The organism is Lonsdalea quercina subsp. quercina (assembly GCF_000688695.1).
Lineage (GTDB): Bacteria > Pseudomonadota > Gammaproteobacteria > Enterobacterales > Enterobacteriaceae > Lonsdalea > Lonsdalea quercina_D.
In genome coordinates this window covers 166371-182542 of the sequence record NZ_JIBQ01000015.1, presented here as the reverse complement: position 1 = coordinate 182542, position 16172 = coordinate 166371, and the positions used below count along the sequence as shown (strand labels likewise).

The 16172-nt window shown below is 48.5% G+C and carries 9 protein-coding genes and 2 tRNA genes; 6 read left to right on the top strand and 5 right to left on the bottom strand.

Going from position 1 to position 16172, the window contains the following annotated elements; genetic code table 11:
- Positions 1 to 39: 39 nt before the first annotated feature.
- On the bottom strand, positions 40 to 618 hold the full coding sequence (gene flhC / locus SB13_RS14625; protein ID WP_026741066.1) for a flagellar transcriptional regulator FlhC: 579 nt from the start codon (positions 616 to 618) through the stop codon (positions 40 to 42).
- 2 nt (positions 619 to 620) lie between these two features.
- Positions 621 to 971 carry a flagellar transcriptional regulator FlhD gene (gene flhD / locus SB13_RS14620; RefSeq protein ID WP_026741065.1) on the bottom strand — a complete coding sequence of 117 codons (351 nt, stop codon included), beginning with the start codon at positions 969 to 971 and terminating at the stop codon, positions 621 to 623.
- A gap of 2487 nt (positions 972 to 3458) precedes the next feature.
- On the opposite strand from flhD, the gene SB13_RS14615 reads away from it, so the two are divergent.
- The 4 genes from SB13_RS14615 to SB13_RS14600 are packed head-to-tail and all read left to right on the top strand — an operon-like array spanning position 3459 to position 6658.
- Entirely contained in the window at positions 3459 to 4577 is a 1119-nt protein-coding gene (locus SB13_RS14615) for a DUF3289 family protein (RefSeq protein WP_026741064.1), read from the top strand.
- Positions 4574 to 5260 carry a hypothetical protein gene (locus tag SB13_RS14610; protein WP_026741063.1) on the top strand — a complete coding sequence of 229 codons (687 nt, stop codon included), beginning with the start codon at positions 4574 to 4576 and terminating at the stop codon, positions 5258 to 5260. The genes SB13_RS14615 and SB13_RS14610 overlap by 4 nt, the downstream gene beginning before the upstream one ends.
- Positions 5261 to 5272: 12 nt before the next feature.
- The gene (locus SB13_RS14605; protein ID WP_026741062.1) at positions 5273 to 5956 is read left to right on the top strand and encodes a hypothetical protein; all 684 of its coding nucleotides are present in this window, start codon (positions 5273 to 5275) and stop codon (positions 5954 to 5956) included.
- A gap of 18 nt (positions 5957 to 5974) precedes the next feature.
- The gene (locus tag SB13_RS14600; protein WP_235202417.1) at positions 5975 to 6658 is read left to right on the top strand and encodes a hypothetical protein; all 684 of its coding nucleotides are present in this window, start codon (positions 5975 to 5977) and stop codon (positions 6656 to 6658) included.
- 498 nt (positions 6659 to 7156) lie between these two features.
- Here the strand turns inward: SB13_RS14600 and SB13_RS14595 are convergent.
- A tRNA-Leu gene (locus SB13_RS14595) sits at positions 7157 to 7243 on the bottom strand.
- Positions 7244 to 7250: 7 nt separating this feature from the next.
- Positions 7251 to 7324: transfer RNA gene (locus tag SB13_RS14590), tRNA-Cys, on the bottom strand.
- 1621 nt (positions 7325 to 8945) lie between these two features.
- On the opposite strand from SB13_RS14590, the gene SB13_RS14585 reads away from it, so the two are divergent.
- A complete protein-coding gene (locus tag SB13_RS14585; protein WP_026741060.1) occupies positions 8946 to 10175 on the top strand; it encodes a hypothetical protein in 1230 nt (409 codons plus the stop codon).
- Positions 10176 to 10196: 21 nt separating this feature from the next.
- Positions 10197 to 13598, top strand: coding sequence for a TIM-barrel domain-containing protein (locus tag SB13_RS14580; RefSeq protein WP_026741059.1), 3402 nt, complete (start codon positions 10197 to 10199; stop codon positions 13596 to 13598).
- Between the two features lie 283 nt (positions 13599 to 13881).
- Here SB13_RS14580 and SB13_RS14575 read toward each other — a convergent pair whose 3' ends face one another.
- Positions 13882 to 15813, bottom strand: a complete 1932-nt coding sequence (locus SB13_RS14575) for an oxidoreductase (protein ID WP_026741058.1) — start codon at positions 15811 to 15813, stop codon at positions 13882 to 13884.
- Between the last annotated feature and the right edge of the window lie 359 nt (positions 15814 to 16172).

The following is a 16172-nucleotide window of genomic DNA, read 5'->3' as shown; positions in this document are numbered from 1 at the left end:
CCTAAATGCTCAATGACAGGTTCACTAGCGCTACCAAGCTCAGACTGCGTGCTTAACCTGCTCGTCCAGCAGTTGAGGTAGGATATCGGCAACGTTCGGAGAAAGTTTACGTCTTTTTACTGCCCGGGAAGGCGGTTGGCATAAACTACAGACGAAAACGTTTTTAGGCTGGTGCGCATGGGTAATAAACATCCCATTACAGCAGTTGCAGGCCGATAACTGCAACATGCCGCTGTCGACAAAACGCACCAGAGTCCATGCCCGCGTTAGCGCCAGCAAGGGAGTTTCGTTATGTGGGGAGCATTGTTCGATATAAAGGCGATACGCTTTGATGACGGCTTCCACCCCGCTGCATTTACTGATTTTAAGTAAATACAGGTAAGCGTTGTAGAACATGGAAGAGTGGATATTTTGTTCCCACGTCATGAACCAATCAGTGGAAAACGGCAGCATGCCTTTGGGCGGAGGACTGCCTCTCAATTCTTTGTATAACTTGATGAGACGTCCGCGGCTCAGCTGCGTTTCACTTTCCAGCATTTGCAAACGTGCACCAAGCGTGATCAGTTCCATAGCTAACTGAATATCTTTAGCTTCCTGAACAATACTTTTCTCAACCATTATTATGCCCTTTTCTTAGGCACGTTCTCTTCTTTTGAAGACAACTGTTGAAGTAAATGACTCGACAGAAGAATACCAGTATGGATCTGCTGCAAATCATCCACACGGGATTCTTGAGTCAGTTGCTTAATAGTCGTGTGATCGCTGAAACGGAAATGACAAATCAACTGATTTGTTTCAGCCAGTTTTACCATTTGAGGCAGTGTTAGCTGCATCAACGCATCAGCCATTTCATCATCAATGCCCAGACGAAACATCGCAGAAGCTTTTTCGTCATTAATCAAACGTTGTGCCAGTAACAAATAAGACAGGTTTATGTCATAAATGTGCTTGAGTAGTTCAGAGGTACCCATAATTCATCCCAACAGGCTATGTTTCAAACATAAATCAGGTGATATTAGCTATCGCCCAGTTCAATAATCACTCTCCATAGGTGGCATGAAAACTATCGGTGCCAGATGTGCCTACTGCTTTATGCAATTTTGTTTCGACGTGTTTTACCATGCCGATTTCAACATCTTTTAGGCTCCTATTATCCATCACCTCACCAGCTCCCTTCCGTCAATTATCGTCCTTAAACGAGGCATAGGATTAATCCTAAACGGTTGTCACTCTACCGCCTATGCCCCAACACATACAACGCAGCCGCATGTGAATTTTGACAATTATGTGATCTACGTCACGAAAATGAAAGTTTTTGCTTTCATCTGTGCGGTTTTTTTTTCCGCACACTGAAAGTTTTTTATACGAAAAACAGACAGAAATCCAAAAAATCCGCATTTTGTAAATATCTTACAGGTTGCCACGATAATCACAACCACCTGTTTTTAAAAGAAAAACAAATTAATCTTATAACGCAGATCATCTTGAGAACAAAAAAACATCAAAATTCCATTAAAAAAAACGAACTAATAACTACAGTTATTATTGTTCCGATAATTATTTATTAGGACAAGGTATAAGCCAAATACATGTATCTCTGACCTGAACCCACAAAAATAAGAAACAAAATTTCCAAAAATCCACACGGGTTTTGTGGTAATAACTCACTGCGAAGCATGATGAAACTAAAAGACAATTCACGTGCGCTGCCGCTCGCTGGCCTGCTTTCAAGCCTGATAACGACTCGAAATAACGACAAAGTTTAATACCTAACAAGTGACTGCTTTTCTTGAAATATAAATCTTTTTATAGAGCCACTACCGATATAGAACTTAGAAAGCGAACTTTAGGTAATCTGACGAGATGAATGTTGTTAACCACAAAATATTTATAACCTTATCGATAAAGTTAACCTTTTTTCATCACATGGCGACGCAATTCGTTAGCGGGCTTATAAAAATACCCAAAATTATTCTTCTATTTTTATTCCTGATTTTTTATCCTTTTGCTTACTGCAAAGATATTGAACTATTGCTGATTCCACATTTATTTTGTGTCGTCTAAGCCAGATAAAAATTCGAATCGATTATTAGCGTCTTCATTATATTGATATCATTAGCTTGACAGGATTTGTCATACACGAAACACAGGTGCCATTTAGCCGTTGACGGACATCCGGTTTGCGATGGTACTTCGTCTGCCACGCCAATCGCGCAGGATAAAATCTTCTTATACTTAATATAGGTAGACTATTTGGCGATCATCGCTACTTTTTAGTGGCTTTTTTTATCAAAAGGATCAAATTTGACTTCGATTCTGGTAATTCCTTCATACATTGGTATCTGTCCTCGACCTATTTAATTAGAATAGCAGACATGCCGAAACCGTTATGTTTTATGCTCCCCTTTTTACCTATCATTGGGATAGCCAGTCACGGTTTAGGCGTGTGCTATATCGACCGCAACTGATTCCATCTCTACTCGGTGATTTGTAGTGCACGCGCTGTGGGATATGCTTTTGCATCTCGTTTCACTTAACGCCCTCTATCGTCACGCGCCATCACTTAGTGATTAAAAAATTCACCTCCCGATAGTCACGAGTATTCTGATTAATTATTCAAGACAGGCGCGGCAAACAGCTATAAAGAAATCGGCCCTAGCCTGCCTGTGCTTTAACGTCGAATACATACCGGAGGCAAAGCCGGAATCACAAGGCCGAACTACACTTTTAAGGTTTTCGAAATAACAATTAGACGGCGCTCTCAGCTTATTAAGTCATCGGGGACGAACATCGTGATCGCTAATACGCATACATGTGATGAAAATGGATGAGGCAGTTGGGTTCAAACATAATGATGCACATCGCCTCACCCCAGCAGTTTCCAATTTATAGTCAAGTCGCATACCTATGCCAGGCCAGGAGGTTAGCCTCTAAGCACCTCCTCCGGGACACAACATCGCATTCAGATATAAATGTGCTGGTACACTGATGATTGCGTCAGTCGACTCACGCTGAATGCAGAGACTCATTCAATAGATCGGGTATCAAAACTTGTGTCTAGAGCTGGCACTGGATAAATCAGCGACAAGGGCAAGACAAAACTCTCGACATAGCTGTCTTACAATAACAGCGGTAACATCTATAAATGCCATCACCCCTCGGCATATCCCCTAAGCGAACGCGTCAGTCTGACACCACACGCTACAGCAAAATCCGGCTTGAACGATTGATCGCTCATACCGATCGAAATCGAAAAATTGATCTGTAGAAACGTTTATAAAATAAACAGCCCTGATGTCATCATGAGTCTGCATACTAAAAACACATGCTGACACCCGGGAAAATTAAACCGCCGATTTGGCGGTTTTTTCGTGGCATATCGTTCATTTACATAACTATAAGTTGCGCATAGACTATCCGCGCTTCACAGGGATAGATCTGTTTACAGGGAATGAAACATGCTGATCACCAAGCGTCTGGATGAACTCACCCCAGATGAATTTACGCGTATCCTGTCGCCCGAAAAAGGCAGTGCGCTGGACGCCCAAACCGTCGTATTAGGCTCGCAAGAGCACGCCTGTTGTTCATTAACGGCGGGCACCTTAGACATCAACGCCCACCGCGATTTCGCCAATACCGTCCGGAATGCCTATGACCGCGCCAGAGTGAATGCGCCGGCGCAGAAAGCAGGCTGGGGATTTGCGCCCCGACCTGCCACGCCGCGAACCGAACCCGAGCCGACGCTCAAGGTCTCCGAAGTCACCGACACCACCAGTGCGACGCGGATTGATCTCCCTATTCTGGTTTATGAGACTAAGCATAAGCCGGGACTGAATGCCGATGGAACGCCGGCGGCGGATATGCTCTACGGCGATATGACCAAAGAAGAAATCACCGCCATTCCCACCTATATGCATACGCACATGTTTGCCGTGGATGATTGGATGGTTGACTTTGAATCCCCGGATATTTTCTTTGATAAATTCAGGGAAATGGTGACCTCACTTTTTTCTTCAGGCGATTTGAAATTTGTTATTCTCGCAATGATTTCACAATTTCAAAAGAAGGAAGGCGGGGAATTCAGGCACCCAGATTTGACACGCGCGGTGCGCGCGCATCCGGGCACACAAGAGTTTGTAACAAGATTGCTTGAAGGCGTTGATACCACTATAAAAAATAACAGTGGCGAAATAAGTAAACATCCTTTAGGAGATTGGATGCCACAGTATCAAAAACCAGGAGAGAGTGTTCTTCGCCCCCCGGCATTCCATTCTGTTAGCGATATCTATAAGGGACTGACCATCACAATTAATGATGTCTGGGCAGCCAAAGCAGAGCTGGTTCAATATGACCGTGTCGGGCGTTTTTATACTGGTAAGGTCCGCGTCACGTTCTACGACCATTTTGGGTTGGACTTACCCGATGTCGGACCCGACCCGACCAACGGTTCCATAAAAAAATATGGCTTGCTTGCGGGATTTCGAGGCTGGTTTATCCTGCAACATCTAAAGCAGTTCGGGTATAAACCGTTTGTCACCGTCATGGAAATGGACTACCCCATCAAGGGATCGCTATGAATTTTACTTTTGCTTTTTTGGTTGTGAATTACCTACTTCTCATCGTGGGACGACTTCATCAATTCGACGAAGATTCCTTTTTGTACATGCATTATTCAACGATGCTCCCACTGATATGGGTGGTGAGTCCTGTCTCGACTCTTGTATTTATATGCAGCCGGCACCGTCTTAAATGGCGCTACGCGGGCGGCAATATTCTACTGCATGTGTTTACCGCATTATGGATTAACTACATTGGTCCAATATCGGCATCGATATCCTTTGCCCCCCCCACCATTGTGCCCGTCGGTGACGATGAAAATTATGTAGTAATTAACGCGCCTAAAGGCCAAAAAGCAATAATTGATTTGGTTATGGCGTATTTCAAACAGCATCCTTTCGATAAAAACCAGGAAGAATTTAGTGCTGTTTTTAAGAAGAAAAGTATTGATACTCCCACGAATGGTAAAAGACCTCTGGCACATTGGTGGAATGAGCCAATGACGGGGCCGGCGCCAAAATATATTTATACTGGGGATTATGAAATCACTGCGATGACATACTTCAATAAAAAAAATGATAGATATCTTAAAGGGATAACACGTTTTTGGTTTAACAACAGCTACAGAAAAAGCTGCACAGAGAACGAAAATAATATCGTGGATCTCAAATCCAATGGCACCCAAGACCCCACCTGTAATTAAGCACAATACATTATGAGAACCACGCTTATTTTTCTGGTGCTTAATTATTTATTGCTCATCATCGGCCGTTTATATCAGTTCGACGACAGCACGTTCCTGTGGACGCACTACTCCACCATGCTACCGCTAATCTGGCTTATCGCCCCAATATGTATCATCGTATTTCTATGCCGCCGTTTCCGGCAGAAATGGATTTACATTGGCAGCACGCTGGCGCTTCACGTCTTTATGACGGTATGGATCAATTATATTGGTGACATTTCCGCAAAGTTTACCTTCGGAACAACTACCATTTATCCAGGTCAGAATGGGCGGTTTGTCGTCGTCAATCCACCGAAAGGGCAGCAGGCTCTGATTGACCTGATAATGAAGTACTTTGAACAGCATCCCTTTGACAAAAAAGAGGATGAATATTACGCCAGTTTTTATCACCGTAGCGTGGATTCCCCCGTAAGCGGTGAAATTCCTTTAACGCATTGGTGGGATCAGTCTCCCACAGGCCCCGACGAAAACTACCTAGACATTACCAATTATCGGAGCGCTTCATTTGCTTCTTTTCATGGCCCAAACACCGGAGAACCAAGCGGAACCATGAGAATCTGGTTAACCGGCGATTATGATTATTCGTGTGAAAAAAATCAGACCGCAATTGTGACCATAAAACCCGATGGCACTCAAAAGCCCACCTGTGATTAGCCCTTTGACGCGATGAAGTTGACCTTTACTTTTCTGGTGATTAATTACTTATTACTCATCATCGGCCGTTTATATCAGTTCGACGACAGCACGTTCCTGTGGACGCACTACTCCACCATGCTGCCGCTAATCTGGCTTATCGCCCCAATATGTATCATCGTATTTCTATGCCGCCGTTTCCGGCAGAAATGGATTTACATTGGCAGCACGCTGGCGCTTCACGTCTTTATGACAATATGGATCAATTATATTGGTGACATATCCGCGAAGTTCGCCTTCGGCAAACCTGCTATCTATCCAGGTCAAGGGGAGCATTTTGTGGTCGTCAATCCACCGCAAGGGCAACAGACTCTGATTGACCTAATAATGAATTACTTCAAACAACACCCGTTTGATAAGAATAGTGATGAATACTCTGCTGTTTTTTATGAGGAAAGTGTTGATTCTCCGCTAAGTGGTAAGAGGCCATTAGCTCACTGGTGGGATCAGTCCATGTTGAGCGAATATCAAAAATACCAAAATACCGAAGACCATCAATTAGCTTTTATGAAATATTTTAATAGAAGTAAATATAAAGGTTTCAATGGTCTTACACGGTTCTGGCTTTATAACGGTTATGCATTTAACTGTAATGGTGACCCGTCAGAAATGAATCTTTTCGATATCAAAGCCGATGGTTCTCGTCACCTCACCTGCGATTAACCCCCCCACTAGGCAAAAAACAGCGCGACGCTGAGCACCTCGTTCAGTGCCGCTTTGATATTCGGCAGCGGATCGGTATGCGGGGGAATAGCCTGCTCCGCCTACCGATGTATCGCCTGCAGCCGTCATCGTTGAATACCGTAAAGCTATAAACCGAACAGTCGATCAAGACGGCCGAATCATCCAGCACTTACAAGCTACTCAAACCATTGTCGCGTCTGGGGGCATACACCTGCAGCAACGCTCCGCCGTTCGCCTTTAAGTTCATACCCAAAACACGTTTGGTATAGGGATTTTTTTTGATAAGGGCAGAAACAGATGCGTGAAGCGGATTTGTTCATTTTTATGATTTAACGGCGAAATATCACAATCTTAAAAATTTCTGTCGCCATTTTGTCGCCACTTTTGATTTCGGGGGGAATTTGAAGACACAAAAAAACCGCCATATGGCGGCCGATGACTTTTGCTAGGAGATTGATTATTATGGGTTTTATTCAATGGTGCCCAGGGCGGGACTTGAACCCGCACAGCGCGAACGCCGAGGGATTTTAAATCCCTTGTGTCTACCGATTCCACCACCTGGGCCAAAAGCTGGAGGCGCGTCCCGGAGTCGAACCGAGGTAGGCGGATTTGCAATCCGCTGCATGGCCACTCTGCCAACGCGCCTTAATTACTTACCTACACTGATAACGATAATGTAGTTTTGAATGGGGACCAGATTGTCATTTCTCTTCTAACCAATTGATTAGAATCGACTTTCTTATTCCCTAACCAGGAATGGACGCTATTATGGACTGGTTAGGAATGGATGGCAAGCCCTTTGTACCCCACAAAATATCAAGTGCCTAAAAGTTGATCTGCTCGCATTATTTAGCCCGTCACCGCAGCAAGGGAGCACCATATCATCGACACGAAACGCCTGTGCGCCTGACGACCGCTCGCCGCCTTCGCAACGCCCTCCCCCCTATCTCTTGGTGTCATACAATGATAGGCGCAAGCAGACCAGCTCGTTCCCCAAAGCGGGACTTTAAGAATAGACGATATGTCGCATCCCAAATCGGCTCGCCCCAATTTATCGGGTTTGCCACATCGGCTTCGCCTCCCGAAGGCCAATGCTTCGACAGCCATAGTCCGTGATCAGGTTGACGGGTGATCGCTTTACACAAGTCGGAGTATTGTCCGCTGTCGTTTATCCCCTCCTCTATATATAGAGAATCATAGGTCACCAAGCAGGAGGGCCTGATCTTGCAAAGCCAAAAACGAAAAGAGCCTCAATGGAGGGAAACATAAAAAGAATACGATGAGAAATAAACGGATGCGTATTGATGCTTAAATGAGAAGCCAATTATTTTGGCTGATTATTTCTTATTCAATATGTTCAGAATTGGTTGAATAACACGCCGGACTGGACTGTATAGTCATCCCCGTTTAGCGGCGGGATAGAAAATATAAATGACGTGATATTCATTGTCTATCAAAGGCTGTCGCTGCCGTCACATAGTGAGCTTTAATTAGCAAGTGAAATAAAATATGATTTTATTCGAAACGTTCTCTATTTTTGACCAAGAACAGGATGTTTATACAAAGACTTGTTAAAATGTACGTGAATGGAGAATTGGGGTTTAAGGAAGACAGTTTTATAGACTGTCAACAGTACAAATAAACATACAATCCTAATAAATTGTTTGCTGCGCATTGTGATATTAAATGTAGCAGCTACTCCTTCATTCCACTGATACGGATTAATAATAATTAGAGGGATGCATATTAAATACTGAGTTAGCTAATAATATACTCTTCGAGAGATCTACCGCGTTGTTTATCAATCGAAAAAGTGGGTCACTGTGAGATGATGCCGCCGTGAGTCTTAGCACTGACAGGTATTTCACCTGTTAAGCGGATGTAAGCTGGCCTGACTGCGGAAAGGCGTTATTTACGCCAGCGGTAAATTATTTTCTCGTGACAACATTCGCGACAATAACAGTAATATTGACCGAACTTTATCCAGCGATAACGATGGATAATAACTTGTGCGCGATTGTCATCCGTAGAAAATACAGATTTCAAAATAATGGCGAAACGTTATTTACATCGATTTATCGATTGTGTTCTCCCGGACTATCGAGATCACAACCGATAAATTGATGACAACATAAATCAAATATCACCGCCGACATACTCTGTTTTTTCGATGTCAAACCAGACATTCAGAAATGAGGTATTTGGGTGGCCGTCATTTTAATGACAGATAACAGAATTGTTAATTCATAAATACTTAGAGGTCATAATGAAAACTCAATTGAAGAATAAATCGGCAGAGGCTTGCCCTTTATCTCAACAAGAAGAGAATCAGCGCACGCTTTCCCGGCGAAAATTCCTGCTCTATGGGAGCTGCGTCGCCGGAACGGTCGCGCTGGCTGGCACCGCTCATAAGACGATGGCAAAAGAAGCCGCATCCACCGCCGCGACTACGGCGAAATGTCCTCCCGGGGTGATTGCCTCCTCGTGTGTCGCCGCTGACCCGACATTGGCTCCCGGCGCGAACCCCGCGGCGCCCAAAACCGTCACCATCACTCCCCGAGCTGCCGAAAATGTCGTGACCGAGTACCCTTTCAACGGCGGACTGCTGTTCGGGGTTATGGTCAGTAATCTGCACGAATTCGATACCACCGGCCTTTTCGCTCATCAGGACAACACCGACGTCATTCTCACCAATCTGGGCACTCAGCCGGTCTTTGTCGCCGCGACGTCGCACGTCAACAGCGACCTGCACAATGACACGCCGCTGCGTCACGCCGTCCCCTCGCTGCAAAGCATCATCATCCGCGCGGGCGCGGTGATTACGACCGCTGACGCCTCGGCGAACGGCGTGATCTCGCTGATTCAAGTTCGCAATACGCGCAATGTCGAATCGGACGTCTTTTCGCGCGATACCCAGTGGGCGAAATACGCTTTCTCGGCCGGAACCCCTGCGCTTCCGCTGTGGATCTCCAATCAGCTTCATCTCAACCACAAGATTCAGGTGAATCCGTGGCAGTTGACCGGTTTGCCAGCGCCTGCCGGCAGCAAAGTCTTACCCTACGAGCTGTACGTCAATCTGTGGTGGTTGCCGGCTGGCTCTGATGCGGGGATCCACGCCGCTCATGGCAGCAACCTGTTCGAGGTCCATACGCAGTTGATTGGCTGCGGCCGCATGCAAAAGTTCACCGATATAAACAAAGCCCGCGCCGCGATTGCCGGCAAACGACCCGTACTGCCGGAAGGCGGTGTGGTATCGCCGTTTGATACGGGTAAAGCCTTCCCTGAACTGTATGAAGAATTCAGACTGGCGCCCGGCAACACGCATTTGCCGATGCCGATCGTGACAGAATATGACGCCTGGAAAGGCGTGTCGGACATTGCCAAGAATGCCAGCATGGACGATCCCTGCTTCTTCTACCCGCCTCATCAATATTACGCCGATACCGATAGCGTTTGGATTGCCTTTGAATTTCACCGTTCAGCAGACAAGCACTAATCGAATATCAAGGACAGCGTAATGATGAAAAACAGAGAACTTCCCGCGTCGTGGCGTGCTTATAACACCTATGACTATGTCCCTGTGGACGATTGGTCCGTCGGCGACGATATTGAACTTTATTCGGTTTACTGGGACGGTAAGCCCCACTCTCCCAACGGTTTTGACACGGACTGGACGATATATATCAATGCCAAAGCCAAACCGAAATCCGGCTCGGCAACCGCCGAGCGGGACGTGTATCTCGTACTGCAGGTCACATCCTGTGAGAAAGACGCCTTCCGGGTTCGGTTTGCGCCCGCCGCCGCCAGCATCAACGACTATCCGGACAAGGTATATGGGCCCATCGTCGTAGAACGTCTTGAGCAAATACGTCGATATGAACAGGCCGCCGGCTTCCATCCCCTCCTGCGCTGGAATCGGGATGGCGTCAGCATCCAGTTACGGTCTATTCAGATTCAGTTTTTACGAGACAAAGACGATTTACTGTCGATCCAAATCAAGCGGCTGTCAGACGGCGCGGTCACGGATATCTCGTCCGGCCCGCTATGCCACGCCAAACCCGGCGTCGGCACCGTCGCGAATATGAAACGTAAAGCCGAGTCGGCGACACACTATTTCGGTCTTGGCGAAATCGTGAACTACAACCTGACCGGGAAAAGCAATGCGACCGTTGGGCACGCTATCGAACAGTGCTATAGCTACAGCGGCTATTCCCTGTTGGATCATACCGGCTCGCAGGTGACCTGCTACAANTATGACAACCTGTGGTACAACCAGCCGGAAGTCTTCCCAATCAAAGCGGAGTACAAGGATTCGTTCAAGGCCAATGCCAACATTCCGCTATACCTGAACGCCCCCTTCTATATTGAACGCGCCGTCGTGGAGGGTCAGCAACAGTTTCTCGGCGTGTTCCTCGATAACACCGGACAGAGCTATTTCTCCCTGAAGCACCCCTCTCGCGACGCAAATGGCGTTGAGGCCGGGGTCCAACACGGTGAATTCGACTGCCACTATATGTTCTCGGAGCAAGGTTCAGGCGTCATGGATGCCTTCACATTCCTGATGGGCAAAGGCAATCTGGATGCGCCGAGCAAGAAAGAGATCACGTTGAACGATCGCGCGGTAATGCCGCCCAAATATATCTTCGGTTATTTCCAGGCCAAATACGGCAGCCCGGGCCTGCTGCGCCCCGATGATGTCAACGATCCGATCAAGGTTTACGTTGAAGATATCGTCAAGGGACACCAAAAAGCAGGTATTCCGATCGAAGGTTTGGGGATCGACATCGACATACAGGAAGACAAAAAAGTCTTTACCATCAAAGACAGCTTTTGGACGAAGGGTAAGGTTGACGAAGGGATCTCGGTATTCGATTGGGCGGCCAAGTTCAATCTACAGTGCCAAACCAACATCACGCCGTTTATCCGCGCGGACAAGGTCGCCTATAATCCTGCGGACAAATCGAAGAAGCAGTATGCCACCGCTCAGGGGCTGATCGAAAAAGGCTATTGCGTCGCCAATGAAGGCGAATCCAATATCCCTAAATTCCGTGGTCCGAAGCATGAGAGCGACTATCCAGGCCTGACGTTCACCCGCATTGGGGAAACTAACTACCCCGATCAAAACCTGCTGGTACTGGATTACGGCATCAACGCCCAAACCGCCGAGCGCGACATGATTGGCGCGGTGGTCACCGACTACGGCAATCCGGATGCGGCGCGCTTTTGGGGCGAGCAGTACACCTATCTGCTGAAAAATGGGCTGGGCTTCATCTGGCAGGACATGCCCGCACCGGACTCCATGCCTCACGTCGAAGACGGTAAAAATTTCGCGGATACGGAAGCGCCGCGTAACCAATTCGGTTGGTCGCTCACCGGCGAGCCGCCCAGCGACGACAGACGGAGAACCAACACCTTCAACTGGCGCAGCTACCACGGTCAACTCCATTTGACCGATCCCCGCTTCGGCGACGGTCGTAAAACGCCTTATGTCGAACTCCGCAATTTCCATGCGTATATGCTGGCGAAATCCAGCTACGAGCATGGGCTCAGCGCGCATGAAGATTTGCTTAAGGGTTACAAACGCAGCTATATCATCTGCCGCAGCGGCTATCCCGGTTTGCAACACTACGCCGGCCACTGGGTGGGCGATAACGCCTCGACCTGGCATCATCTGCAGGCGACGCTGCCCATGGTTCTTAATCTGGGGATGTCCGGCCTGCCGATTTCCGGTTCGGATGTTGGGGGGTTTGCGCCGGGCGAAGCGCCGGAAGATCCCGCCAGCGTATTCTACGGCGACCAACACTGTCGCAACCATAACCCCATGGTGTATGACCGGCTGGTGCTGGGACCCGACGACATCGACATCGGCGACATCTGCGAACACGAGCTGATGACCCGCTGGACCCAGGCTGCGTGCCTGTTGCCCTGGATGCGCAACCACTACGATGCGATGAAACCCTATCAGGAAATTTATCGCTTTACCGAAAAGGCGCCGGTCAGCGGTACTCGCACATTCGCCGATATCATGGCGGCCTTTGTCTGCTTCCGCGTGCGCTGGCATCACCTGCTGTATGACGCCATGTTTCAAAATACTCAGACCGGTATTCCGATCTTACAGGCGATGTGTTTGTGGCAGGGCGATGACGGGATCTTCGATAAACGCAACAAAGACGTACTGGCGACGCAGTGCTTTATCGACAGCTCAGTGCTTTATGCGCCAATCATGACGCGCAGCACTGCCGGTAGCGAAGCCGCCTACATGGCTGAAAAAGAAGTCTACTTCCCTAACGCGGTCAAAGGACAGACGCTGAACTGGTATCGTTACCATGTCATCGAAGACACGGTGGATATCGCGAATCCCATCAAGGGGGGACAGCGCCTTTCCGTCAGTGCCGATATCACCAGCATGCCGCTGTTTATTCGCGAAGGGGCAATTATCCCTGAGCGACATACGCAGTCCGATCTGCAGGCGCCGTTCAAGAACATTCAGGTAATGGATAAGTTCGAGCAGCCGCTGGTATTGGCGCTGTATCCGCTCGGGGAGTCCAGCGAAGGCCACCATCAGCTCTACTGGGACGATGGCGGTGTGACCCGTTCGGCAGAACGGCAAGGAGAGTTCTCGGTGATCGACGTTCGCCAACGCCGTGCAAAAGGTTCGCTGGAAGTGAGCCTGACGCCGCGTAAGTATGACTATCCATTGCACGAATTCGTCTACCTTCGTGTTCGCACGGACAAGCCTGCGCCGCAGCGCTTAACGGTGGGCTCCGCCCCCCTCAACGCGCGCGTCGACTCGACGGATGCCCTCTTCAAGCACAATGGAGAAGCGTCCTATGTCGACCCGCGCGGCAGTGTCTGGATTAAAGTCAGAACGCGTTCGTTATCCGCAACCAACGCGTTGGTGCTGAATATCGCATCGTAACGCATTAGGTCTTATAACGGGCAGGCCTCTCGCCTGTCCGTTATTTCTCGCCCCTCCACACCCTCCGCCTCAACCTCTTCTTAATCGCCTGCTTTAATCGGCAAGGCCATTCCACGTATCACGACATTATGTCGCTCTCACCAACGATCAGAAAAAAGAGCCAAGAGAGGAATGGAACGAAGAGGGACTAACGACGACAGATGAAAATACGGGCCTTCCATGTAGCATGAAAAGCCCGGGTAACGAGTGTTACTCGCCGAAGTTAATCGGCGTTGTGGTTCGGTTAGGCCAGGCACATACCCGCGTCGAAACCTTCACGCGCAGCCACCAGCGCATTGCTGGTTTTCACGGCGCCGCCGATGACGATCGCATCGTCCACGACCCCTTGCAGCTCTTCAGCCAGCTCTTTTACCGGCGCGTATCCCAGTGCGATAACGACCGTATCCGCTTCCAGCTCCATCCGTCCTTGCGCATTTTCAAGGATCACCTGATTTTCGCCGATCTCACACAGCTTGGTGTTGGGATATTGCTTCACGTCGTACTCGTCCAGCACGGACATCAGATGCAACTTGCTGACGCCATCCAGCTCCTGCAGCAGGCGATCGCGCATTTCAACAACGGTCACCTCTTTCTGCTGCATGGCCAGGTGTGCGGCGGTTTCGCCACCCACTTCACCCCCGCCCGCGATAACGACACGCTGGCCAGTGACCACGTTACCCAGCAGGACATCCTCAGCCAGCACCACGTGCGGCTGGTTAATGCCTTTGATCGGCGGAACCGCAGGTTTACCGCCGGTCGCGACGATGACGGAGTCCGGACGCGCATCCGCGACGATCGCTTTGGTCAGCGGCGTATTCAGTTTGATCTCCACGCCCAGTTTTTCCAGTTCCCGGCCTAGCCAGGCGGTGTAGGTCGCCAGTTCGCCTTTACCCGGAGGGAAAGCCGCAGAGCGGAACTGACCGCCCAGATAGCCGGTTTTTTCAAATAGCGTTACTTTGTGGCCGCGCATCGCCGCCACACGCGCCGCTTCCAGCCCTGCCGGACCAGCGCCTGCGATGAAGACGCGTTTAGGGCTGTCGACTTTGCTGTAATCCAGACTGTTTTCACGCGCCAGCGACGGGTTGACCAGACAAGTGAACGGCACGCCCAGCGGCAGACTGGCGAGACAGCCCTGCATGCAGCCGATGCAATAACGAATCGACGCCACATCGCCCGCTTTCGCTTTGTTAGGCAGATGCGGATCGGCCAGCGAGCCACGTCCCATCGCGATGAAGTCCGCTTTGCCCAGCGCCAGAACGTTGTCCGCCATACGCGGATCGTTGATGCGATTCACGGTGATGATGGGCATATTCACCGTTTTCTTCAGTTCTTCGGAGAAGGAGACGGCCCAAGCATGGCCCACATACATCGGCGGCACGGTACAGGCCTTGTTGTGATCGCCATAGACACCCATGGTCATATGCAGAGCATCCACGCCCCACTCTTCGAAGATCTGCGCCAGCACGCGCGTTTCAGAGATATCGCGTCCGCCGAGGAAACCTTCGTCAGCGGAAAGTCGGATGGTGACCGGATAGTCCATCCCGACTTCTTTACGCACCGCCTGATAGATCTCTTTCAAGAACAGAATACGGCCATCAAGGTTACCGCCATATTTGTCGGTACGTTTATTGGCGTAAGGCGATAAAAATTCGGCAATCAAATAACCGTGGCCAGCATGGATTTCAACACCGTCGAACCCAGCCTCTTTCACCCGGCGTGCGCAGTCGGCGAATTCCGACACCAACTGCTGGATTTCGTCGATACCCAGTTCCCGGGGCATTTCTTTTAACGCAGGACACGGGATCGCGGAGGGCGCCACCGGCTGCACACCGCCGTTCACATGCTCTGACGTCTGGCGACCTGCGTGGTAAATCTGGCAGAAGATTTTGCTATCGTATTTATGGATAGTGTCGGTGAGTTTACGATGGCTGGCGATTTGGTCATCACGCCATAACCCACCAATGTATTTACAGCCCATCGCATTTTCGTTGATAGCGTAGTTCTCGGTGATAATCAGCCCCCAGCCGCCCTTTGCTTTTTCTTCGTGATAGGCGATATAACGGTCTGACGCAGTACCATCGCTATTACACAGGTTGGTGACCATCGCGGGGACAACCAGCCGGTTAGGAATAACGCACTGGTTAATCTTTTCGGGTTGAAATAATTTTTTGAACATATTTTATATTTTTCCTGCTAATGAATATAAAAGATATTATTCTAATAGCATCAGAAATGCCTTTTAAAAAATATCGTCCTCAAATTTCATTATAATAATTCACACCATTCCCAAACAATGACTATTTATTAATACCCATCCCAACATTGAAGCATGTCAAAATAACGCTAGAAATAGGACCTGAATTTAAAATAAATAAAAACAAAAAAGATAATAAGATGTTTTGTAAATGGAGAGAATGTCGTTATCGAATTGTGTTGAATGAATAGGAGGCAATTAGTCAGTCATCAATACCATTTGAGCGGTAATGAATCCCGATCCCAATCTCACACGATGCATTTGAGTGTAATAGCCCGCAA

Excerpts from the sequence above, each read along its gene's own strand:
- flhC (WP_026741066.1), bottom strand. The coding sequence starts at position 618 with ATGGTTGAGAAAAGTATTGTTCAGGAAGCTAAAGATATTCAGTTAGCT.
- flhD (WP_026741065.1), bottom strand. The coding sequence starts at position 971 with ATGGGTACCTCTGAACTACTCAAGCACATTTATGACATAAACCTGTCT.
- SB13_RS14615 (WP_026741064.1), top strand. The coding sequence starts at position 3,459 with ATGCTGATCACCAAGCGTCTGGATGAACTCACCCCAGATGAATTTACG.
- SB13_RS14610 (WP_026741063.1), top strand. The coding sequence starts at position 4,574 with ATGAATTTTACTTTTGCTTTTTTGGTTGTGAATTACCTACTTCTCATC.
- SB13_RS14605 (WP_026741062.1), top strand. The coding sequence starts at position 5,273 with ATGAGAACCACGCTTATTTTTCTGGTGCTTAATTATTTATTGCTCATC.
- SB13_RS14585 (WP_026741060.1), top strand. The coding sequence starts at position 8,946 with ATGAAAACTCAATTGAAGAATAAATCGGCAGAGGCTTGCCCTTTATCT.
- SB13_RS14575 (WP_026741058.1), bottom strand. The coding sequence starts at position 15,813 with ATGTTCAAAAAATTATTTCAACCCGAAAAGATTAACCAGTGCGTTATT.